The organism is Bartonella sp. AA86SXKL (assembly GCF_042196885.1).
Genome location: NZ_JBHIRE010000009.1, coordinates 2,714 through 27,335, shown reverse-complemented (window position 1 = coordinate 27,335; position 24,622 = coordinate 2,714). Strand labels below are relative to the sequence as shown.

The following is a 24,622-nucleotide window of genomic DNA, read 5'->3' as shown; positions in this document are numbered from 1 at the left end:
CATCATCGCTTGAGGTGTGGTGATAATATAAGACATAAAATTTTATGCATGGGGTATTTTGATGAGAGAATGTTATGGTATTCAGTTTTTTATTCAATATGCAAAAGAAATATTATAAGTCAAAATCTTCTTTGATGTGATAATGATTGTTGAGAATTTAAAAAAATATATAAATTTAAATAAAAAAGCAGCACTTTGTGCTGCCTTTTTTATTTAAGTTAAAATTAACTTCTGCTTTAGAAGCGATAACGTATTCCGCCAGACAAATTGGTGCCAGATACACCGGCTTTTTGCAGTTTTTGCCGATAGCTGATATCGGCGTTTAGTACGATATTTTGAGAAAGATATGCATTCACCCCCATGCCTCCCTCAACTGAAGAGCCGGTAGGATCAACATGAAAGGTATCAGCAATTTTTATTGTTTTACCATCGCCAAAAGTTCTGATAACATTCATTTTACCATAGAAGGAAACAGCCTTGTTTTCTTCAACAGCCATTATCGTTTTTGTTAAACGTCCACCAAAACGGATCAACCATTGATGTGGATTGCCCATGTCTACTTTTAAGCCATTGGTATCTGAGAAAATATCAAACATGAGATTTTGATAAATGAATTGAGCTTGTGGTTCAAAGACAAGCCCTTTTGTATCCGTTGCTAATTTCTGACCAATGGTTGCAGATATATTAAGCATCTCGGTACCATCCAATTTTGCGGCATTCCCAACAAGAGCTGTGGTAATATTTCCTTTTAAGGTTCCGTAAGAAAGAAGAGCGTTGACATATATACCATTGCTATGCTGGATGCCGCTATAAGCGGTAAGTGACCATTTATCAAGCGTTGTCTTTTCAGAATCTTGCATCTCTTTTGGCGTAAAGGCAAGCTTTCCGTACGTTCCTAAAAGACCAAAATGTGCGCTTATGTCTTTGCTTTCTAAGGCGGCTAATATGCCCCCTAATTGTAAGGCAGTATAGTTTACATCAGCACCATAACCATAGTGCAGTGGATCGCGGTTGGAAGATAGGGTGACCTTCTCGCCGTAGGAAGAGAAAAAGATACCATTCTTTTTATTGTCTTTTGCCCCAAATACTGTTGTTCGCATATTGTCTAACAACGTGTTTTGATTGTTTGCATCAGTAAATCCAGCAGAAAATAAAGTATTAGATATGGTTAAATAATTTGCTACCTGTGGTAAAAGGGCTCGAACTTTTTTATCCTTATCAATGTAGGCATTTTGTAAGCGGAAATCCCAGAAATCACTATTCTTCTTGCCAAAAAGATTTTGGCTCTCATGAGATGTTCCAGGCTTATAGCCTGTGAGTACATATTTATAAGGTTGTTTCCCTATTGTCATATAGTTTCCTGCTAACGTGAAGGAATTTTCATTCGCTTGTCCGGAAACTTGAATGATTGAAATCCCATGTGTCCCTAAAGGAAGTGACGCCATGCGTTCTTCCCAAACAGCAGAGCTATCGGTTTGGAGATTGATGTGCACAAAAGTACTTCCTGAGACATCACCATTAATCACAATGCGATCAGTTTGTTGTTCCGTTATAGGAGAATGTTTATCCCATTGAGTGTTTACATAAATCTCTGCAAGACCCGCTGTACTATAAACCGCTGCTGTGTGAGTTGTTTCGTCTTCTTGCGAAAGATTAGGTCCTATAAACAGAGTTTGATAATGTCCCTCAATGGGCTTGTCAAACATAATAGCACTGTTTGTAAGGTGCAATTCAGAAAGATTAGAGTATGATTTTTCATCAACACCAAACTGTCTATAGTCATTTAAAATATTATCATTATTTGTGGCATTTTTATTAGCCTTTACAAGCCATTTCGTCCTCTCTTTTAGATCAAAAACTGTTCTATTATCTTTAGAAGTTCTTACACGACCTTCTAAAGAAGAGTGGTCTGCAACTAATGTAATGGTGTTTGTGGAGGCACTTTCGTTCTTGATATTTTTTAATAAAATATCGGCATGAACTTCTGAATTTTTAAGGTTGACTTCCCCGTTTATGCCTGTTCCATAAAGGTTGATACCGCTACCATGTTCAACGAAAAGCTTTGTATTCTCTAGGGTTACTTTATCAGCAATATTGGCTACATCTTGTTCTTGAACGGCATTGGTGTTCCTTTCAGCATTGTGTGTATATCGTTTTCTAGGGGCATTATACGGATTGTTGCGAAAAATAATACCGTCTGCTTCATAATTTCCCGTGACATGGACGCTTGAATCCTTAAGTTTGATTGTGCCCTCCATGTTTACCAAACCAGCTGTTTCTGCTGTTACAGTAATGCCTGTAGCATCAATTTCTCCACCATCTGATACGCTTAGTGCAACAAAACGCGCATCAACTGTTCCCCCTATCATATTGACTTTTGAATTATTTCCCTCTGCATGTACAGCAAAACTATTGTCTTGAATTTTTTTATTATGTAGCGTTATGATCTCACCGTTTTTAGCTTCAACTCCAGCGCTTATATCCTCAATTTGTGTAGACTTTTCAGGTTGTTTTATTGGTGATATTGTTTTTTCAATCTCTGATTTTTCAGATATTTTTTGTGCATATGAAGATTGCACTGGCGCTGGTTTTGCAGATTTTGGTGGTACCAGTAATGCTGGTTTTTCAGTTTCTACTCTTAAAGATATTGGTTGTGCGAGTTCTGGTTCATTAGATGTTGGTATTTGCTCTGTTGTTGGTTTTGTAGGTTCCGTGCTTGTAGGTTCAGACTTTGTAAGTGTTGGTTGTAAATTCGGTGAAGGTTGTGTAGGTTCTGGCTGTGAAGACACAGCAGAATTCGATAGTGTTTTTTCGCTGGAAGAGTCTGCAGAAGAGGAGGGCGCCCCTGAACGTCTTCTAGATTTTGCTTCCATTCCTGTTGTTGAAGATTGTATAATAGGAGTGTTTTGTGTTGTAGGGTTAGATTGTACACCTTCTGTAACTTTAGTCTTTGGTGTTTGTGTACTTCCTTGACTAAGATCAGAGTTTTGTTTTGAAGAAGAAATTATATTTCCAGCTGAATTTCCTTCAAGTTGTGTTTTGGGAGGTAGAGTGCTTGTAGAAGTAGGCGTTGTAAGTTTACTTTCTGTAGAAATAGGGCTTACGCTCGTTCTTGTGGAGCTAGGTGCTGTAGGGGGAAGGAGGCCATTAGGGGTTGAAGATGGATATGATGGCATAACTTGCCCGATTCCATCATATAGATCTTTATACGGATCAAAAACTCCGGATAGATTTATTTGTGACTTGACACGAGCAGGTTGTAGAGAAGAAGAATCTATCGTTGTTGATGGATTTGTACTATGAATAGCATAAGACATACTGGTGGAAGAACAAAACAGAATTCCAGAAACTGTGTATAGTAAGAAGCTTTTTTTCATATGGATGTATTCCTAAAATATTTCTCCCCTCTCTCATAAAAAATAAAACTTTGGCCTCATTATGTCTCTTTTGTAAGAGGCAAAACGAAACATAATGAGATCTCTTTGTATTTCAAGATAAGGGATACAAGTATTTTTAAAAGTGATAGCGCATTCCAGCGGCAATATTTATTGCAGAGATGCCAGCTTTTTTGAATTTATGTTGATAGCTGATATCACTATGAAGCTCTATATTTTGCGATAAGTGCGCCTGAATACCAAAACCACCTTCGATTAAAGATCCCATAGCAGCAAGCGAAAAGTTTTCACTAAAAGTTTTGATCATGTTCAGTTTTCCGTAGAAGGAAAGGGCATGTCCTTTGTTTTGTGTCAAACGTCCACCAATACGGAGCAACCATTGATGAGGTTTGCTTATGTCTATTTTAGAGTTATCGTCATCTGAGAAAGAGCTCCTATCTGATAAAGAACCAAGCATGAGACGTTGATAAACAAGTTGTGCTTGTGGTTCTAGGATTACACCTTCCAAATTGGTTGACAGTTTTTGACCAACAGTTGCAGCGGCTCCTAATGTTTTACTATTCTTCACTTTTGAGGTATGTTTAATGAGAGCTGTAGCGTGATTTTCTTTGAAAATTCCATAAGAGAGAAATGCACTTGCATAGATGCCACTGTCATGCTGAATATTTCCATATGCGGTGAGTGACCATTTATCAAACATATTTTTTTGAAAGCTCTCCTTGTTTTTAGGAGTAAAAGATAATTTCCCATATGTTCCGAAAAGACCAAAGTTGCTGCTGATATTTTGATCTTTTAGCGCTATTAATGTTGCTCCTGCTTGCAATGCAGCATAGCGAATATCTGCTTGAACACCATCTTGTTTTACTTGAACCTTAGAAGAAAAGGTGCTTTTATTGCCATAAGAGGATAAGAAAACGCCTCTCTCTGGATGATCTTTGGGCTCAAACATTGTTATTTGCATATTGTCTAACAAGATATTTTGATTGTTGACATCACTAAACCCAACAGCAAACATCGCAATAGGCATGGTTAAAGAACTTTCTCCTTGTGGTGTAAGAGTTGTGCTTTTTGCTGTTCCATCAAGAGAAGTAGAAGCTGCGGTTGCTTTATCATCATCTGTAAGTTTAGAGGTGCTCTCTGTAGCCGCGGTAGCAGTATTCTCAACCTTTGGGAGCAATTTCATATGCGCTTTTTCTGATGTATTAAGAGTCGTTTTTGATTCCGAGGAAGTGGTGTTTGTTTGGGGATCAATATCAGATTGCGAATTTTCATTTATTGTAGGCCGTGTAATTCCATGCTTTGTTCTTGTGGATGAAGTGCTCTTTGGAGGAGGGGATGTTTTTTCTTTTCTCTCCACGTTGGTTATTCCATCCGCGTTCAAAGTCTCTAATACTGCTTTGCGTAAAGCATCAGAAAGTTCTTTGTTTTGTCCTTGTAAGGCAGTATCCACTTGTGCCGCCTTATGTAATATTTCTGCTGTATTTTGCAGTTTGTGCCAATCACGATTGTCTTGGCTTACCCATTGTTGGTGTGCAGCATTAACACGCTGTTGGTTATCAGCTTCAAGGATTGCTGCCGCCTTTACGGCATCGGAAACTGCTTTGTCGTAGCCACGTAATAAATTTTCTCTTGTTTTTAATCGATTCTGACGTAATTGTTCAAGTTTTGCTCTGGCTTGCATCATGCGGTCCGCATCACGATTAAATTGCTCTGACATAGCACGAGCGTATATAGAATCTCTTTCTTTCCGCATTTCCTCTCTATGATCAGGAGTTGCATAACGACCGATCCCTGAGAAATATCTGTTAATTTGAGTTCCTGAATCATCTAATGCTTCTTGAAGTGCTTGATTGAAGTGCGAATTATCCTCCATCATGGCGCCAGAGGCTATCTTTTCAAGATTTTTTTCTGCTTGTGTTGGTGTGTTTATTAAATCAATGGCATGGCGATATTGTTCAGGTAATTTCATAATCCCTTCAATGGCATGGCGTTCCTGGGGGCTTAGACCAGAGGCGGTGCTGGTAGATGTGAAGTTAAAAGAAGAAAAAAATAAAGCACAAGCGGCTGTACATAACAAAAGATTCTTATGCATAGAGATGTTCCTTAAGATATTTTCTTTATTTTGCTAAAAATGAACCACTTTTTGACACATTACGGTTTTTTGTAATGTAGTTAAGCAGCACTGTTTTCATCTCAGCGCTGCTTATGCGTCAAAATAGAGAGCTAAGATTTCTAAAAGCGATAACGCATTCCTCCGGAAAAATTAATTCCAGAGAACCCAGCTTTTTGAAGTTTATGTTGGTAATTAACGTCAGCATGAAGTGCGATATTTTTAGAAAGCTGCGCGTTAATGCCAAGCCCACCTTCAAGGGAAGAGCCCATAGAATCGAGATGGAAAGATTCCATAACATCGATAGCGCGCTTCTCACCAAAAGCTTTGATGACATTCAATTTACCATAAAAAGAAAGAACACGATCTTTTTCAATAGGAAGCATTGTTTTTGTTAAACGCCCTCCAATACGGACCAACCATTGATAAGGGGGCTTTATATTAACTTGGAAGCCATCAATATCTGAAAGAGTGCCAAAGGCAATATGTTGATAAATAAGTTGTGCTTGTGGTTCAAAAGACAGCCCTTCAACACCAGTTGCTAGTTTTTGTCCAACGGTAGCTGATATATTTAATGTATCCGTATTGTTTAATTCTGTGGTGTTGCCGATAAGGGCTGTTGTAATATGTCCGTTTAAAATGCCGTAGGAGAAAAGTGCATTAATATAGAGACCATTGTCATGGTGGAGATTCCCATATACCGTAAAGGACCATTTATCCAGTATGCTTTTGTCAGAACCTTCCATGTCCTTTGGCGTAAAAGCGAGCTTTCCATATGTGCCTAAAAGACCAAGATTCGCGGTTATATTTTGATTTTCTAACGTTGTTAATGTCATGCCTGCTTGTATAGCAGCATAGTGAACATTAGCACCATAACCATATTCCAATGGACTACGGCTGGAAGATAACGTCATCTTGTTGCCATAAGTCGATAAAAATATCCCTTTTTGTTTATGACCTTCTAATCCAAAAACTGTTGAGTGCATATTATCTAACAGTGTATTTTGATTGTTTATATCAGCCAAGCCAGAGGAGAATATTGCATTATGCATAACCAAATAGCTTGCCATTTGAGGAACAAGAGCTTTGATTTTTCCTTCATCATCAAGAGTCGCATTTTGTAGACGGAAATCCCAAAACTCTTCACTTTCTTGCAAGAGACTTTGCTGTTTGTCAGCTCTCCCACGGCTGGATGTTGGTCCATAGCCATTTAATACATATTTATAGGGCAATCCACCCATTGTAGTGTAGCCATTTGCCAGCGTGAAGGCGGCTTCCTCTGCTTTTCCAGACACCTGAACAAGTGAGAGACCACGCGCATTCAAAGGAATTGAAACTTCATCATTATCGAATGGTTCTGCACGCTTTGAAAGATTGTTGAAATAGATCGTTGTGGTGCCTGAGACATTACCATGAACGAGAACACGGTCAGTTTTTTGTTGTTCTTTTATAAGACCATTACTCCATTCGGTATTAAAGTAAATCCTTGCGTTGCCCAATGCATTGTAAACCGTTGTTGCATCGGAGCTTCTGTTTTGCTCTGCTTTCGCAGCTTCAGCTGTTGGCTGTTTTCCCACATGCAAGGTTTGATATTGATTGTCTGCTAGTTTATGCGGCGCATTAAATATAATAGAGCTATTATTAAGGTTCAATACTGAGACAATAGACTGTGCACGTTGTTTAATATCAGTGAGCAAGTATCCTTTAGAGCTGTCAAATTCTTTGTCTACTTCAAATTGACTAATCTTTAGGGACCACTTGCTGTTATTGTTGAGAGTAAAAATCGTTGTATTTTGAGGTAAAGTCTTTGCTCGTCCTTCTATAATCGAATTGTCAGCGCTTAATATAAAAGTGCGAGGATCGATATCTTTTGAGTTTTCTGGGATTTTATTTTTTAATAATATATCAGAACGAATTTCTGAACTTTTAAGTTCTACCTCAGCAACAGATTTTGCATAATCTGGTCCTAGAATACCAATACCATTTTCAACAAGAAGTTTTGTGTTGGTAAGAATTGCTTTATTGATAACTTTTTCGCCCTCTTTTACTTGGGAACTTGGGATGTAATCAAAAAGGATACCACGACTTTTGTGATGTCCGGAAACATTTATGATTGAATCTTCAATATGGATGATGCCGTTTGAAATTTCTAAACCACGGGAATTTGATTTTCCTACAGTTTTTTTAGCATGAATACGCCCACCTGTTGTTGCGGTAAATAAATTTGAGTCTGAACGCATTGTTGAATTTGTAATGGTGATAAAGGCTTTGTCATCAGCAACCACTGTTGTATATGCGCTGCGGATAAAAACGTTATTAAAGGTTTTTTCTTCTCCTGCTTTATCCGCACGAGCCATAACCATTGTAGGAGCTGATGTATTTGCATAAGTTGAACCGAAATGAGAAAAAATCAAAGTTCCAGCAATTGTACATAACAAAAAATTTTTCTTATAAATATATTTCTTACACATAGATATGCCTTTAGTATTTGGTATGCTTTGATGCTTACTTCATTCCCCTGATGGCGCAAGTACCCAGACAGTTTCTATATCATTATGTTTTTATTGTAAACAACAAAACGAAATATTACGTCCTGTTCTTTATCGTTTAAAAAATGATTTTAGAAGAGTTTTTAAAATAGAGATTGCAGTTAGCAACTATGAATTGCAGAAAAGCTAATTTAATAAGTCTTCCGTTTAAAAGTGTTAAGAAACAAAATATTTTGCAAGGATGTTTGTTGCTTAAGGCTGTTGTTATGGAAACTCTACAAAGTTTTTGGAGAAGCTGTTGTTGTGTGCTTACAAAAAGCTTTTAATTGATTTTCTTACACAGAGAATTATTTATTACGTGTTTTAAAATACAAAAAAATTTATTAAAAGCATTTGATTTTTATAAATCAAAAAGGCAGCTCTTTTGAGAATTCAGTATTCATTCAGAGATAACAGATTTTGTTACATTTGGTTTGAGTGAGATTAATTGGCTCAAGAAAGGTGGTAGAAAGAATCGTTATTGACGCTTCTTTCCGATAGATTGTAAAAAGGCAGCATATTTGTACTGCCTTTTATTAAAATGAATAGAATATAAATTGTTTTTTGCGTTTTCTTAAAACTGATAGCGTATTCCGCCTGAAAAGCTTGCTCCGGATATACCAGTTTTTTGAAGCTTATATTGATAGTTAACATCAGCATGAAGGGCGACATTTTGTGATAATTGTGCATTTACACCAAATCCACCTTCAAGGGCAGCTCCCATAGAATCAAGGTGGAATGGTTCACCAATCTGTATCGTACCATTGTTAGAAAAAGCTTTAACAATATTCAATTTACCATAGAAAGAAAGAGTACCGCCGTTTTCAATAGAAAGCTTCGTTTGCGTTAAGCGTCCACCAACACGTACTAAGTATTGATAAGGATTTCCCATATCCACATCAAAGCCATCGACATCTGAGAGTGTGCCAAGCATGAGGCGTTGATAAACAAGTTGTGCTTGTGGTTCAAAGACCAATCCTTTCCTACTGGTTTCGAACTTTTGTCCAATGGTTGCTGATGCACTGAATGTATCAGCATTTTTCAACTCTGCAGTCTTTCCTATGAGAGCTGTGGTGATATCTCCCTTGAGCATTCCATAGGAGAAGAGTGCATGGATGTATATCCCATTATTATGGCGCAGCCCACTATATGCAGTAATTGACCATTTATTGAGTGTACTCTTGTCAGCACCTTCCATGTCTTTAGGGGTGAAAGCTAATTTCCCATATGTTCCTAAAAGACCAAAATTAGTGGTCATGTTTTGGTCTTCTAGAGTTGCTAATGTAATGCCTGCCTGTAAAGCTGCATAGTGAATATCGGCACCATAGCCATATTGTAATGGCGTACGGTGAGAGGATAATGTCATCTTATTTCCATAAGTCGAGAAGAAGACTCCTTTGTTTTTATGATCTTTTGTCTCAAAGGTGTTTTCCTGCATCGAGTTGAGTAAAGTGTTTTGATTGTTTATATCAGCCAGTCCAGCTGAGAATAGTGCGTTAGGCATGGACAAATAGCTTGCCACTTGAGGAACGAGAGCTCTGATCTTTCCTTCATTATCGAGAGTCGCATTTTGCAAGCGAAAATCCCAGAAATTCTGATTTTTTTCCAAGATGTTTTGTGCGTTGTTTGCTTGTCCAAGGGATGATGAACCGGTATTTTGCGCTTCTTTCTCTTTTGGTGAAACACCTTCAATCATTGTTCCTGATGCTGATATCGTGTAGATTGTGTAGTCTTTGAGGGTATTTTCTTTTGATTCTTGTGATATTCCGCTAAAATGACTTTGTGTGCTATCGGCTGTCCCATGGCTGGATGTTGGACCATAGGCTTTGAGTATATATTTATAGGGCAATCCCCCCATTGTGGTGTAGCCGTGTGCAAGTTTGAAGGAACCTTCATTTGCATTTCCAGAAACTTGAATGAGTGAAAGACCACGCATATTTGAGGAAACAGAATCTTCAGCTTTTAATATCTCACCTTTCGCAAGGTTCTTGATATGGACTGTTGTGCTGCCTGATACATCACCATGTATAAGGAGGCGGTCAGCTTTTTGCTGTTCTTTTACTAGACCATCACTCCATTCAATATTAAAATAAATTTTTGCATCGCCTGTGGCATTGTAAACTGTATTATAAGTGCTTTCTATATCGGGGATTGTACTTCCCTCAGGTCTACGAACCTCAGCTGTTCGCCCTACATACAAGGTATGATAATGATCTTTTTCCCGCCCTTGTGGTGTCTTAAATATGATAGAACTATTATTAAGATTCAGTACTGAAACGGTAGAAAGGGCTCGTTGTTTAATATCACTGAGCTCATAGTTAAACACATTAAAGTCAGTATCGACTTCCTCTTGAGAGGTCTTTAAGTACCATTTGCTCTTGTTATTCAGAGTCAAAACCGTTGTATTGACTTTTAAAGTTCTTGCTCGTCCCTCTATTGTTGAATTATCAGCGGTTAATGCTAAAGTTACAGGAAGAGTATCGTTGTCATAATATTTACGTTTTGTTTTATTTCTCAATAATACGTCAGATCGAATTTCTGAGTCTTTAAGTTGAATTTCAGCAACGGCTCTTGAGCAGTAGGGACCAAGAATACCGGTACCGTTTTTCACAAGAAGTTTTGTATTGCTAAGAACAACCTTATTGACAACTTTTTCTCCACTTTTCAGTGAAGAATCTTTTGTTTCATAAAAAACGATACCACCGGCACCTCCTCGTTGGACGGTTATGGTTGAATCTTCAACGTTGATTATACCATTCTTTGTTTCTAAACCTTTGTACACTGTATTTGCTTTAATTTCTTTAGCATGAATGCGTCCACCTGCTGATACAGAAAGTGCAGACATTTCCGTGTGTATTGTTGATTTTACAATTGTGATAGCTGCTTTATCATGCGCTAATATTCCAGGTCCTTTATCGCGGACAAGAACATTATTTAAAGTCTTTTCTTCTCCCTTATTTAATTCAATCTTTCCCAAAATTCTAGGAGTTTCAGGAGCTGATGTATTTGCATAAGTTGAACCGAAATGAGAAAAAATCAAAGTTCCAGCAATTGTACATAACAAAAAATTTTTCTTATAAATATATTTCTTACACATAGATATGCCTTTAGTATTTGGTATGCTTTGATGCTTACTTCATTCCCCTGATGGCGCAAGTACCCAGACAGTTTCTATATCATTATGTTTTTATTGTAAATAACAAAACGAATTATATTGATGGTGTTCTCTATGATTTGAAGTTTTGCTTCAGAAAAACTTTTTTCATGATCATAAAAAGTTGAGAAAAGTGGATTTCATAAAACCTAGCTTGGTTAAGCTTATGCTAAATGCACTATGAAGTATGATATTTAAAAATTGTCTATTAAAGATAATCGCTATAAAAGCTCTATAGTGTTGAGATGTATTATTTGATGCACTAACCAAAACGATCAGCAAATTTTTTCTGCTATAAGAAGAAGAGATGAGGGGGCTATTCACAGGCTTTCTTTAAAGAGGCTAAGGGTACCAAAGTCCATTTTTATAAGGAAGCACAGCCCATTTCGCGATGGTGTTCATGAATGCTATAACGCTAAAGCCATAGAGTCCCATCATCTTTACGCTTACGAAGGAGTAAGCCGATACCTTTACGCTTAATAAAAGAGCAAGCCCATCACACACTTTGCCAGCTCCCAATGTTTGTGACAAGCCCTTGGCACTTGAGGCAGTTCATGAGAGGAATTCTCAGGCTTTTCTTATATAACTTTTCTCCACACGCCAGCCCTGCTTGTAACGTGCAAGAAAATTTTTAATTGATTCAACATAAAACAAGTTTGAAATGAGAGAATCCTACGATATTAGGGACTCTCATTCAACATGGAAAATAAAGAATTATCTTTATAAATCAATATACTGTATGGAATTAGAGGGATAAGCATTGTCAAAATGGTTTGCCTAAAAACGGTACATGGACATATAAATGAATCCTTACAGGGTGGTGTTAAGCTAATGGATTGAAGAAACAGGAGGATAAACATAGAAAAGGTATGAAGAGAGAGTTTCTTTTATCATTATCTTTTCCAATGTAGTCTTCTTTTTATTATCTAAAAATACACTTTGCTTAGCTTTATAGACAAATTCGATAATGAATATGCCGCGTGACTCGTGTAAATAGGAGGGAAGGAGATCATTGAGGAGAAAAGAAAAAAGTTTCAGGGGATAAGAATAGTAGCTTACATAGATTAAAAAGGCAGTATGTATACTGCCTTTTTTGTTAAATTGAATAGAATGAATAGGCTATTTACAGCCTTTCCTTAAAACTGATAGCGTATCCCTCCTGAAAAGTTTGTTCCGGATATACCAGTTTTTTGCAGCTTTTTTCGATAGTTTATATCACCATGGAGGGCTAAACTGCGAGACAATTTTGCATTGATGCCAAGCCCACCTTCAATAGAAGATCCTGTAGGATCAAGGGGAAAGGTGTCGCCAATCTGTACTTTACCATCATCACCAAAAGTTTTGAGAAAGTTCACTTTTCCATACAGAGAAATGACACGGTTCTTTTCTGTGGAGGTAGTAGTTTTTGTCAAACGTCCACCAATGCGTACTAACCATTGATAAGGTTCACCGATATCAACTTTAAGATTATCAGCATTAGAAAAGGCATTAAAGATTAGACGCTGGTAAACAAGTTGTGCCTGGGGTTCAAACGTGAGGGCTTTAATACCCGTTGTGAATTTTTGACCTATTGTTGTTGAGGCAATTAACATTTTTATATCATCGACTTTAGTGGTACTGTTAGCGATGGCTGTAGAGATATTTCCTTTCCAGATCCCATAAGAGAAGAGTGTATCCATATAGAAACCGCTATTATGCTCTATACCGCTGTAGGCTGTGACTGCCCATTTGTTAAGCGTACTCTTGTCTGCATCTTCTATATTTTGGGGGGTGAGGGATAATTGAGCATAGGTTCCGGTAAGACCCCAATATAGGATTGTATTTTGGCTCTTTTGTGCAGAAGCTGTAAAACCTGCTTGTGTAGCAGCATAGCGAATGTTTGTGTTATAGCCATATTGTTGTGACGATAGGGTTGCGATACTTCCATAGGAAGAGAGAAAGAATCCATTTTTTTTGACGTTATCTTCGATCCCTATAGCTGTTGTTCTCAGATCAGCTAACAGAGTACTTTGTTGAGCCATATCGATAAAACCAGCGTAGAAGAGAGCATTAGGTACGGCCAAATAGCTCGCTACTTGTGGTAAAATAAATTTCTGCAAACGGAAATCCCAGAAATTATCATTTTCTCCCAACAGGTTTAGTGTTTCATTTGCAGCACCATAGCTGGATGTTGGTCCATAAGCGGTAAGCCTATATTTATAAGGTGAACCAGTTGCTTGGATATAACCATTGGCTAATTCGAAGGAATTTTCATCTGCTTTCCCGGAAACTTGAATGAGCGAAACTCCACTGGTATTAGAAGAAGGGTGAAAAGCTTCTGTTATATTATTGCTATCTTTGAAATCACTCATAACATAAACTGTTGTTGTACCTAAGACATCCCCTTGGATCAGAAGTCGATCATTTTTTTGATCGATTATATCAGAGCTCTCAACAGATCCAACATTAAAAGAAATCTTTGCGTCACCAGAAGCATTGTAGACTGCTTGCGTGTCTGGTTTCCCAGAACCTATATGCAATGTATGATAATGGTTTTCTGTCGGCTGTTGAAAAACAATGGAACTATTGTCGAGATTAAGTATAGAAACATCAGAATGAGATCTTTGGGCAATATCAAGTAACTTGCCCGCATCATCTTTTTCTTTTGTGCTAGTGTTTACGAACCATGTTGTATCGTTTTTGAGATCGAAAGTTGTTCTGCTGTTTTCGTCATTTCTTACTCCCCCCTGTAAGAGAGAGTTTTCTGCGGTGAGTGTAAAGATTTGATCAGGTTTTGGCGTATCGTGAGTTATACCCACGAATAACCTGTCGGCACTGATTTTTGAATCTTTGAGGTTGAGTTTACCATTTGATGAATTGTTGGCAACAATACCCGTTCCATCTTCGACAAAAAGGTTTGTATTGGTCAGGTTGATTCTTGAAGTCTGATCGTTTTTGGAGTCATCAATGCTTATCCCATTGCACTGTGCTTTCGCAGAAATATCTGTGACATCAATATATCCGCCATCTTTTAAGACAAATGCAGCTTCTTTTGCTTTTACAGTTCCTCCAGTCATTGTGATTTTAGATTGTGCACCATCTGCATGAAGCCCATTATTTTCAGATGTTACTATAACATTATCATTTAAAGTAATTGTGCTGCCTTGCTTGGCTTGTACCTCACCGCCAAAGGAACCGCCGTCCGTTACCGTTATTTGGGAATTATCATTAGCCAAGAGAGCCTTTTGTGCGTTCTTAACGGTGATATTTTTTAAAATAATCGTGCTTTCCTTATCAGTACTTACACCTGTGGTTATCGGTTTATCATTGCTGCTGCTTGTTATCACGACATTTTCTAACTTGTTGTTGTCACTCTTGCTGTTTTCAAAAGAAGCCCCTGTCTCGGAAACAGTGATAGATCCTCCTGTCATTTGGATGATACCATTGTCTTTTGCCTCAAGTCCGATGATAGCCTCTTTAATGGTTGTATTGCCATGCAATTCAATTGTACTGTTGGGGCCGTTAGCCCATGCACCTTTTCCATTGCCATCTGCCATTAGAGTGGTATCTATGCCATCAATATATCCACTATTTGCTGCAACTAATGCATTTTTTTCCCAGTTACAGTTCCCCCAATCATCGTGATTTTGGATTGTGCACCATTTGCATTGAGGCCATATTCATCAGAGGACACTGTAACATTGTTCTTTAAAGTAATTGTAGAGCCTGTACCAGCGTATATTCCATGCTCTTTTGCATTAAAGTATCCTCCTGATACCGTTGTTTGAGAATTATCCAACGCTTCTATACCCACTTTTGCTTGAGTAACTGTTACGTTTTCCAAGATGACTTTCCTTTCCTTTCCTTATAAAGAGCTATTCCTTTTTCCATTAAGTCATCTTTACTGCTCGTTATTGTCACATTTTTCAGCTTGTTTTTATCACTTTTGCTATCTTCGAGAAATAAGCCTACTGTAGGAGCAATAATACCTACTGCATTCATTTTTATTATACCACCGTCTGTTGCCATCACACCGATTTCTTTAGCCTTAATCGTTGATTCTGATAAGTCAAGAAAGCTATTAGGTTCGATAATGCGTACAGTGCTCAACCAGTCGTCCTCCATGTTTTTGCTGTCGTGAATTATTGCTAAATTTTTTCCAATTATTCCACTACCTTTTATCACTATTATACCGCCAACAGTGAAGTTGGATGCTTCCTCAGTTATTCCATGAAAATTCATTAAGATTTTTTCGGCTTTTACATTAGTATGAGCACTAAACAGCGCGATTGTCGCAACAGCTGTACAGGATAGTAAAAATTTTTTAGACATGAAGATTTTCCTTAACTTATAAGCCTCCGCATATTCTCTCCCCGCTTATAAAAAGGATAAAGAACACACAATTTTCATCGGGAGGTTATATTATTTTAACTTTTATATAAAGTATTTATATTATATTTTATTTATTTTTACATTTATATATTAAATTTATTATTTACTTGTATTCTATAATAATTTTTTATTAAATGGTTTTTTATTTTGTAAATAACTATGTAATTTATAATTTATAAAACAAATTATTAAATATAAACTATTATAATTTCAATCACATAATAAATTTAATATTTGTTTTCTGTATATCTAAAATATATTTATGTATATACTTAAATAATACTTATTATGATTGATAAAGCTTTAGCTCTTCTTTATGATTTCCTGAGCATTTTAGATAAATTGAGTACAAAGCATTGTGTTATGTTTGTTATGCCTGATTGGATTTTCTGCGCAAAAAGGTATTTTGCAGCAGATCTTCTGCCGTAAAGAGGTGAAGGGAATTCCTTTAAAGAAAAGCTAGTACATCTACTGCATGAAGAAGAAAGAGGTTTCTTTAAGGAATAAAAAGGACTTTAGCAGAAAAGAAAAGCAGGGTTTATTTACAAGAGGTAATATCAACAAAAGGGCTACATAATATTATAGAAAATTAAAAAAGCTGCACAATACAGAGTTGTGCAGCCTTTCTGTGCAAACGAACGGGAAAGCAACGCTCGCTTTTACACTTTTTTCAGTCTCATACGCTTGTACATGTGCTTTCCTTCTCATGTAGGGCACAGGCTGCTCTGCTTAAAATAAGAGGTTCCGAGAAGAATTTCCTTTCCTTAAAACTGATAGCGTATACCACCTGAAAAGCTTGCACCACTTATACCAGTTTTCTGAAGCTTTTGTTGATAACTTACATCACCATGAAGCGAGAAATTGTGGGAGAGTTGTGCATTGATGCCAACGCCGCCTTCAATTGCAGGTCCCATAGGATCAAGGTCAAAATCTCTGCCAATATGAATGGTACTATCATCACCAAAGGTTTTGATCAAGTTTACTTTTCCATAGAAAGACATAGGACGGTTGTTTTCAGTGGAAATGGTTTTTGTCAAACGTCCACCAATGCGTACTAACCATTGAGAAGGATTTTTCATATCAACGGTAAAATTATCAGCATCTTCAATGGTATTAAACATCAAATGTTGATAGGCAACTTGTGCTTGTGGCTCAAAGGTTAAGCCTTCCATTCCGGTTACAAACTCTTTGCCAACAGTGGTGGAGATACTCAACATTTTGGCGTTTTTCAATTTTGCGGTTTTGCCAATGATAGCATTGTCGATATCTCCTTTTAGAATTCCATAGGATAACAGTGTATCCATATAGAAACCATTGTCATGCTGCACGCTGCCATAGGCTGTAATGGCCCATTTATCCAGCGTGTTCTTTCCTGCATCTTTCATGTCCTTTGGTGTGAACGACAGCTGCCCATAGGTGCCTACAAGACCGAAATGTGTTGTGGTATTTTGCCCTTCAATTGCTGCCAATGTGACTCCGGCTTGGAGAGCAGCATAGCGGATATCAGCACCATAACCATATTTGAGAGGACCACGCTCAGAAGATAAAGTTCCTGTGCTTCCATAGGTGTAAAGGAAGAAACCAGTTTGTTTCTCCTCTTCTTTTCCTAAGACGGATGTTCTGATATTGGCTAAAAGCGCGTTTTGTTTAGCCATATCGGTTAATCCACTGTAGAAGAGAGCATTTGGCATGACCAAATAGCTTGCTGTTTGTGGTACAAGGGCAACGGTAGGGATATTTGTTTCAGGATCAGGATTTGAACCAGAATTGGAGCTAAGCAGCTCGGGTTGTAAACGGAAATCCCAGAAATTTTCATTCTTTTCATCAAAGAGGTTTTGTGCAACATCGGCTTGTCCATGGCTTGACTCTGGTCCATAGGCACGTAGTGTATACATATCCGGTAAGCCATCTCTTGTGGTATAGCCATTTACCAGTTTGAAAGAGTTTTCTTCTGCTTTTCCAGAAACTTGAATGAGTGAAAGACCACGGATATTGGCAGCAGCAGAGGTATTTGCTTCGATATTGTTCTCTTCTAAGCGCCCCGTAACATAAACTGATGTGGTTCCAGAGATATCTCCATGGATCAAAAGTCTATCGGTTTTTTGGTCCTCTATTGCAGCACCATCACTCCATTCAGCGTTGAAGTAAATCTTCGCATCATCCGTTGCATTGTAGACTTCTTGCGTGTCTGGTTTACCAGAACCTATATGCAATGTTTGGTAGTGATCTTCTGTTGGTTTCTCAAAAACAATAGAGCTGTTGTTGAGGTTTAGCACAGAAATATCAGAACGAGATCTTTGAGCGATATCAAGCAGATTGCCATCATCATCTTTTTCATGTTTGCTGATTTTCAACGTCCATGTTGTCTTGTTTTTTAGATCAAAACGTACAGTTCTATCTTTAGCAATATTCGCTCTGCCCTCTAGAGTAGACTGATCAGCGCTTAATGTAAAAGTGCCGTTGGAGATCGCTTTAACCTTTTTATCATTCCAATAATTATCGGTTCCCCAAGATTTTGGATTTTCGAAAATACCATCTCCTAATAATACGTCGGCATGGATTTCTGAATTTTTGAGATTGACTGTACCGATTGACAAACCTTGAATATCTTCAATGTTATCGTTAGTAAAAGCTCCAACAAAAATTCCAGTACCATTTTCAGCATGAAGCTCTGCATTAGTTAGATTGATCTCACTACTTTGGTGTTTTTGTGGATCATCTGATTCATTTTTATCAATATCAGAGACAGCCAAGAACTGTAAGCCACTGATTCCTACTTTTGCAGAAACATCCGTTAGATCAATATGGCCGCCATTTATTACAACCATTGCAACTTTTTTTGCTTCTATTTTATTTTTCTTCCCATTCTGAAGGGCGTCGGATTGGGTATCTAGACTTTTAGAATTAGCATCAATAGCGCCATTAATCATCTTAATTGTGCCATCTTTACCAATAGCGAGACCAACATCAACATTTTGAATGGTTGTTTTGCCATTTAATTCAACTATACTATCAGCCTCCCAAGTGTTTACACCAACGGTTGCTGCTTCGGACTCACCACCGATTATTGTTAAATCTCCGCTAATGATTTTACTTCCATCCTCTGCATAAAGACCTTCATCAAAATTTTGAATGGTTGTTTTGCCCGTTAACTGAATTTCACTCCCAGAGCCTGCTGTCCATACACCAGATCGTGCTTCATTGGGGTTGTCATTAATTGCTTTACCACCGACTATTATTAAATCTCCGCTGGTAATTTTACCACCATTATAGGCTCCAAGACCGTACGAAACTTTTTCAAAGGTTGTATGCCCCTTTAATTGAATTTCACTATTAGGATTAATGGCTATTATACCAGAAGTGCCGTATTCTTGGTTTTCATAAGCAGTTATTGTTAAATCTTCGCTGGTGATTTTACCACCTTTTTCTGCTCTCAGTCCATCTCTAACTTTTTTAATGCTTGTTTTGCCTTTTAATTCAATTATGCTTCCAAAGCCATTGGCATTTACACCGTTTCCCAAGTTATCGGTTGTTAGAGTAACATCCGTAATTTCAATACGTCCACCATTTTCTGTAAGTAATGCGCCTTCATGTCCATTCAAATTTCCTCCTATGACAGCTCCTCCTTTCATTGTGATCTTGGATTCTATACCATCTGCATGGAGTGCATTACCATTAGATGATGCGACTGTAACATTGTTGTTTAAAGTAATGATACTGCCATTTTGAGCAGATATTGCTGTATTTTTTGCACGAAATGATCCTCCAGAGATTGTTATTGTCGAGTGATCATCTGCAAATATGCCTTTTAGTGCTTGAGTTACGGTTACATTGTTTAAAATGACTGTGCTGTTTTTAGCACTTATTCCTAAGGATAGTGAACTGTTATCGTTTTCACTCGATATTACCACGTCTTCCAGCTTGTTTTTTTTACTCTTACTGTCAGAAAAGGAAGCACCAGTGCTAGATAAAATGCCAGATGAGGAGGACTCCATTCCAGAATATGTAATTGTTCCCTTAGTCATTTGAAGTGTAGCACCGTCTTTGGTTTCAAGGCCTAAGAAAATACCAGAACCAGTGCCTTTAATGGTTGTGCCATCCAGTAACTCAATCGCACTGTCAGCACCTTCTGCTGTTACAGCATAGACGGTTTTGTTTGTGCCTTGGTTTATATCTTTATTCGTAACAATGGTTAAATGTTTTCCAATGATTTTGCCACCGTCTTTTGCGTGAATAGTTTCGTAGGTTTTATCGGATACTTCTTGTTGTTTTCCCTCAGAAACTACGAGGGTTTCAGCATGTGCACTGAACTGGATATTGAACAGGATGATAGCGGCTGTAGCCGTGCATGATAAAAGGGATGTTTTATACACTAGTATTCTCCTTATGAGAGCCCCCAATATTCATTTCCCCGCGAATTTCATAAGAAGAAGTGAAAATGGATAGTTGTTATTAATTTCAGTAATTGTCTTTATTTGGTAAGACATTTTTGGTTTTTTGTCAAAATTAAAAAATAATTGATATTAATTATCTCTAATACAAAATGTATTTATAATTGATTTTATTTAAAGAATTATAATTTTGAATATTATTATTCAGAGAAATATTGTGAGATACTGATATAGTGGTTTTTACGTGATGGTAGGGATTATTATATGACGCAAATTGGGGTTATGAGGGAAAAAAAGGATGTAGAAGAAGCTAGTAAAAAAGCTAACTTACTTGGGCTTAAAGTGGTTTTTCATCTTTCAATACAGTGGTATTAATTTATTTCTAATAGACTTCTCTTTTTTTCAAAGTAGGAAGTACTCTTCATCCACTGGGGATGGAAGTGCTCTGTTGCGTTTGTTGTGTCTTGTCTTGGAGATTTTCGTAAAGAACTAAGTATAAAGAGGGAAGGGTGCTTTAAAAGGAAAAAGGATGACTTTAATGTACAAAAAGGGCAGCATATTGTGCTGCCTTTTTGTTAAATTGAATAGAATGATAGGCTATTTACAGCCTTGATTTAAAACTGATAGCGTATACCACCTGAAAAGCTTGCACCACTTATACCAGTTTTCTGAAGCTTTTGTTGATAACTTACATCACCATGAAGCGAGAAATTGTGGGAGAGTTGTGCATTGATGCCAACGCCGCCTTCAATTGCAGGTCCCATAGGATCAAGGTCAAAATCTCTGCCAATATGAATGGTACTATCATCACCAAAGGTTTTGATCAAGTTTACTTTTCCATAGAAAGACATAGGACGGTTGTTTTCAGTGGAAATGGTTTTTGTCAAACGTCCACCAATGCGTACTAACCATTGAGAAGGATTTTTCATATCAACGGTAAAATTATCAGCATCTTCAATGGTATTAAACATCAAATGTTGATAGGCAACTTGTGCTTGTGGCTCAAAGGTTAAGCCTTCCATTCCGGTTACAAACTCTTTGCCAACAGTGGTGGAGATACTCAACATTTTGGCGTTTTTCAATTTTGCGGTTTTGCCAATGATAGCATTGTCGATATCTCCTTTTAGAATTCCATAGGATAACAGTGTATCCATATAGAAACCATTGTCATGCTGCACGCTGCCATAGGCTGTAATGGCCCATTTATCCAGCGTGTTCTTTCCTGCATCTTTCATGTCCTTTGGTGTGAACGACAGCTGCCCATAGGTGCCTACAAGACCGAAATGTGTTGTGGTATTTTGCCCTTCAATTGCTGCCAATGTGACTCCGGCTTGGAGAGCAGCATAGCGGATATCAGCACCATAACCATATTTGAGAGGACCACGCTCAGAAGATAAAGTTCCTGTGCTTCCATAGGTGTAAAGGAAGAAACCAGTTTGTTTCTCCTCTTCTTTTCCTAAGACGGATGTTCTGATATTGGCTAAAAGCGCGTTTTGTTTAGCCATATCGGTTAATCCACTGTAGAAGAGAGCATTTGGCATGACCAAATAGCTTGCTGTTTGTGGTACAAGGGCAACGGTAGGGATATTTGTTTCAGGATCAGGATTTGAACCAGAATTGGAGCTAAGCAGCTCGGGTTGTAAACGGAAATCCCAGAAATTTTCATTCTTTTCATCAAAGAGGTTTTGTGCAACATCGGCTTGTCCATGGCTTGACTCTGGTCCATAGGCACGTAGTGTATACATATCCGGTAAGCCATCTCTTGTGGTATAGCCATTTACCAGTTTGAAAGAGTTTTCTTCTGCTTTTCCAGAAACTTGAATGAGTGAAAGACCACGGATATTGGCAGCAGCAGAGGTATTTGCTTCGATATTGTTCTCTTCTAAGCGCCCCGTAACATAAACTGATGTGGTTCCAGAGATATCTCCATGGATCAAAAGTCTATCGGTTTTTTGGTCCTCTATTGCAGCACCATCACTCCATTCAGCGTTGAAGTAAATCTTCGCATCATCCGTTGCATTGTAGACTTCTTGCGTGTCTGGTTTACCAGAACCTATATGCAATGTTTGGTAGTGATCTTCTGTTGGCTTCTCAAAAACGATAGAGCTGTTGTTGAGGTTTAGCACAGAAACATCAGAACGAGATCTTTGAGCAATATCAAGTAGATTGCCATCATCATCTTTTTCGTTTGTGCTGGTTTTCAACGTCCATGTTGTCTTATTTTTTAGATCAAAGTGCACATTTCTGTCTTTAGCAATATTTGCTCTGCCCTCTAGAATAGACTGATCTGCGCTTAAGGTGAAGGTGCCGTTGGAGATCGCTTTAACCTCTTTACCATCCCACCACTCTTTATCTTTCCATGACATTTTGTCCCAAAAAATGCCATCTCCTAATAATACGTCAGCATGAATTTTTGAATCTTTAAGATTGAGCGTACCGATTGACAATTCTTGAGTATCTTCAATGTTATCGTTAGTGAGAGCCCCAACGAGAACTCCTGTACCATTTTCAACGTGAATATCTGCATTGGTTAAATTAATTTCACTACTTGGATGTTTTTTTGAATCATCTGATTCATCGAGTTTGGTACCAAAGAGATCTAAGAACTGTACGCCGCTAACTCCTGCTGTTAAAGAAACATCTGTGAGATCAATATGTCCACCATATGCTACGACTAGTGCAATTTTTTTTGCTTCTATTTGGTTTTCTATGGCATTCTGTGCTGCTTCAATATCATCATTAATCATCTTAATTGTGCTATTATTTCCTGCGGTAAGAGCAACATCAAAATTTTGAATGGTTGTTTTACCATTTAATTCGATAGCACTATCAGGCTCTGCAACGTTTACACCAACGGTTATTTTTTTACTTTCACCACCGGTTATTGTTAAATCTCCGCTAATGATTTTACTCCCACCATCTGCATAAAAACCTTCATCAACATTTTTAATAGATGTTTTGCCCGTTAACGTAATTTCACTCCCTGCGTCCGTTGTCCATACACCAGAGCGGCTTTTGTCGGTGTCTTGATCAATTGTTTCACCACCGACTACGGTTAAATTTTCACTGGTAATTTTACCACCATTAACTGCTCCAAGACCGTTCAAAGTATTGTTAATTGTTGTATCGCCATGCAATTCAATTGTGCTATCAGGACCAAAGGACTCTACACCGGTTCCTTTGCCATCTGTTGTTAAAGCAACATTCGTGGCATCAATTTGTCCACCTTTTTCTGCAAATAATGCAGTTTGTGTATTCCCTATTGTTGTTACTTTTCCTCCTGCCATTGTGATCTTAGATCCTGAACCATCTGCACGGAGTCCATTACCACTAGATGATGCGACTGTAACATTGTTGTTTAAAGCAATGGTGCTGCCACTCTCTGCGTTAATCCCTATATCGTTTCCAACAAATGATCCTCCTGATATTTTGATTTTAGAATGATCCATTGCATATACGCCGAATTTTGCATTTGTAATGTGTACATTTTTTAAAGTGACATTGCTTGCTTGGGAATTTAATCCTGTAAACACCACTGTTTCATCTTTTTGACTGCTCGATATTGTCACATCTTCCAACTTATTTTCATTGTTTTTACTGTCATAAAAGGTAGCACCAACTGTAGAAGTTGTAATAGTTCCTCCGGTCATTTTAATTATAGCATTTTTTTCTGCATAAAGCCCAAGAAAAGCATGATCAATTTCTGTTCCGTGCAATTCGATCATACTATTAGGTCCGCTGGCATTTGCACCAGCTCCACCACCTGTGGCTACTGAGAGAGAAACATCTGTAACATTAATATGTCCACCGTTTTCAGCAGTTAATGCTGCATAAATTCCTCCTTTAACTTTTCCTTTCGTCATTTTGATGGTGCCATTGTCTTTTGCCCGGAGCCCAGTGTTATCAGATGATGTAATTTTAGAATCATTTATAGTGATTGTGCTGCCGTTTTGCGCAAATATTGTTGCTTGTTTTGAATCAAATGAACCTCCAGAGACTGTTATTGTGGAGTTATTATTAGCAAATATGCCTGTTGTCGCTTTAGTGACGGTTACATTGTTTAAAGACACAGTGCTTTTTTCGGCACTTATTCCTTTATCTATCAAGGCGTCATCTTTGCTGCTCGATATTTTTACATTGTCCAGCGTGTTTTTATTTTCATCATTTCCGCTAGCGTTGAAAAGAGCACCTATTTGAGATGCTTTAATGGAACCACCGGTCATACTTGCTGTAGCTGTATTTTGTATATCAAGGCCGTTTGCAACTTTTTCAATGGTTGTTGTGCCTTTTAATGTAATGACGCTGTCAGCGCCATCGGCTTTTGCGCCAGTTCCTTTGTCATCTGTGGTTGTTAAAGCAACATCTGTGGCATCAATCTGTCCACCTTTTTCTGCAAATAATGCAGCTTGTTTTCCACTTACAGCACCTTTTGTCTTCGTGATTTTGGCTGGACCTTCTGCATGAAGTCCGTAACCATCAGATGATGTAACTGCAGCTTTTTCGTCCAAAGTAATGGCGCTGCCTTCTTTCGCATATACCCCATCAGTTTTTCCGTCGAATGAACCTCCAGAGACTGTTATTGTGGAGTTATTATTTGCAAATATGCCTGTTGTCGCTTTAGTGACGGTTACATTGTTTAAAGACACAGTGCTTTTTTCGGCACTTATTCCTTT

The 24,622-nt window shown here is 37.8% G+C and carries 10 protein-coding genes; all 10 read right to left on the bottom strand.

The window, feature by feature from the left end:
- Window positions 1-236 precede the first annotated feature (236 nt).
- Window positions 237-3,377 carry an autotransporter outer membrane beta-barrel domain-containing protein gene (locus tag ACFIO5_RS05430; protein ID WP_375705143.1) on the bottom strand — a complete coding sequence of 1,047 codons (3,141 nt, stop codon included), beginning with the start codon at window positions 3,375-3,377 and terminating at the stop codon, window positions 237-239.
- A 136-nt stretch (window positions 3,378-3,513) separates the two neighbouring features.
- Window positions 3,514-5,487 (bottom strand): autotransporter outer membrane beta-barrel domain-containing protein, encoded by a 1,974-nt coding sequence (locus ACFIO5_RS05425; RefSeq protein WP_375684070.1) that lies wholly within the window; start codon window positions 5,485-5,487, stop codon window positions 3,514-3,516.
- 140 nt (window positions 5,488-5,627) lie between these two features.
- The gene (locus tag ACFIO5_RS05420; RefSeq protein ID WP_375705142.1) at window positions 5,628-7,976 is read right to left on the bottom strand and encodes an autotransporter family protein; all 2,349 of its coding nucleotides are present in this window, start codon (window positions 7,974-7,976) and stop codon (window positions 5,628-5,630) included.
- A gap of 631 nt (window positions 7,977-8,607) precedes the next feature.
- On the bottom strand, window positions 8,608-11,130 hold the full coding sequence (locus ACFIO5_RS05415; protein WP_375636847.1) for an autotransporter outer membrane beta-barrel domain-containing protein: 2,523 nt from the start codon (window positions 11,128-11,130) through the stop codon (window positions 8,608-8,610).
- 399 nt (window positions 11,131-11,529) lie between these two features.
- Window positions 11,530-11,718: a hypothetical protein gene (locus ACFIO5_RS05410; protein ID WP_375705141.1), complete on the bottom strand. Its 189-nt coding sequence runs from the start codon at window positions 11,716-11,718 to the stop codon at window positions 11,530-11,532.
- 605 nt (window positions 11,719-12,323) lie between these two features.
- Window positions 12,324-14,723, bottom strand: coding sequence for an autotransporter outer membrane beta-barrel domain-containing protein (locus ACFIO5_RS05405; RefSeq protein WP_375705140.1), 2,400 nt, complete (start codon window positions 14,721-14,723; stop codon window positions 12,324-12,326).
- 44 nt (window positions 14,724-14,767) lie between these two features.
- On the bottom strand, window positions 14,768-15,010 hold the full coding sequence (locus ACFIO5_RS05400) for a hypothetical protein (protein WP_375680821.1): 243 nt from the start codon (window positions 15,008-15,010) through the stop codon (window positions 14,768-14,770).
- A complete protein-coding gene (locus ACFIO5_RS05395; protein WP_375680822.1) occupies window positions 14,998-15,498 on the bottom strand; it encodes a hypothetical protein in 501 nt (166 codons plus the stop codon). The genes ACFIO5_RS05400 and ACFIO5_RS05395 overlap by 13 nt, the downstream gene beginning before the upstream one ends.
- An 824-nt stretch (window positions 15,499-16,322) precedes the next feature.
- The gene (locus tag ACFIO5_RS05390; RefSeq protein ID WP_375705139.1) at window positions 16,323-19,931 is read right to left on the bottom strand and encodes an autotransporter outer membrane beta-barrel domain-containing protein; all 3,609 of its coding nucleotides are present in this window, start codon (window positions 19,929-19,931) and stop codon (window positions 16,323-16,325) included.
- Between the two features lie 632 nt (window positions 19,932-20,563).
- A complete protein-coding gene (locus tag ACFIO5_RS05385) occupies window positions 20,564-24,457 on the bottom strand; it encodes an autotransporter outer membrane beta-barrel domain-containing protein (RefSeq protein ID WP_375705138.1) in 3,894 nt (1,297 codons plus the stop codon).
- Window positions 24,458-24,622 lie beyond the last annotated feature (165 nt).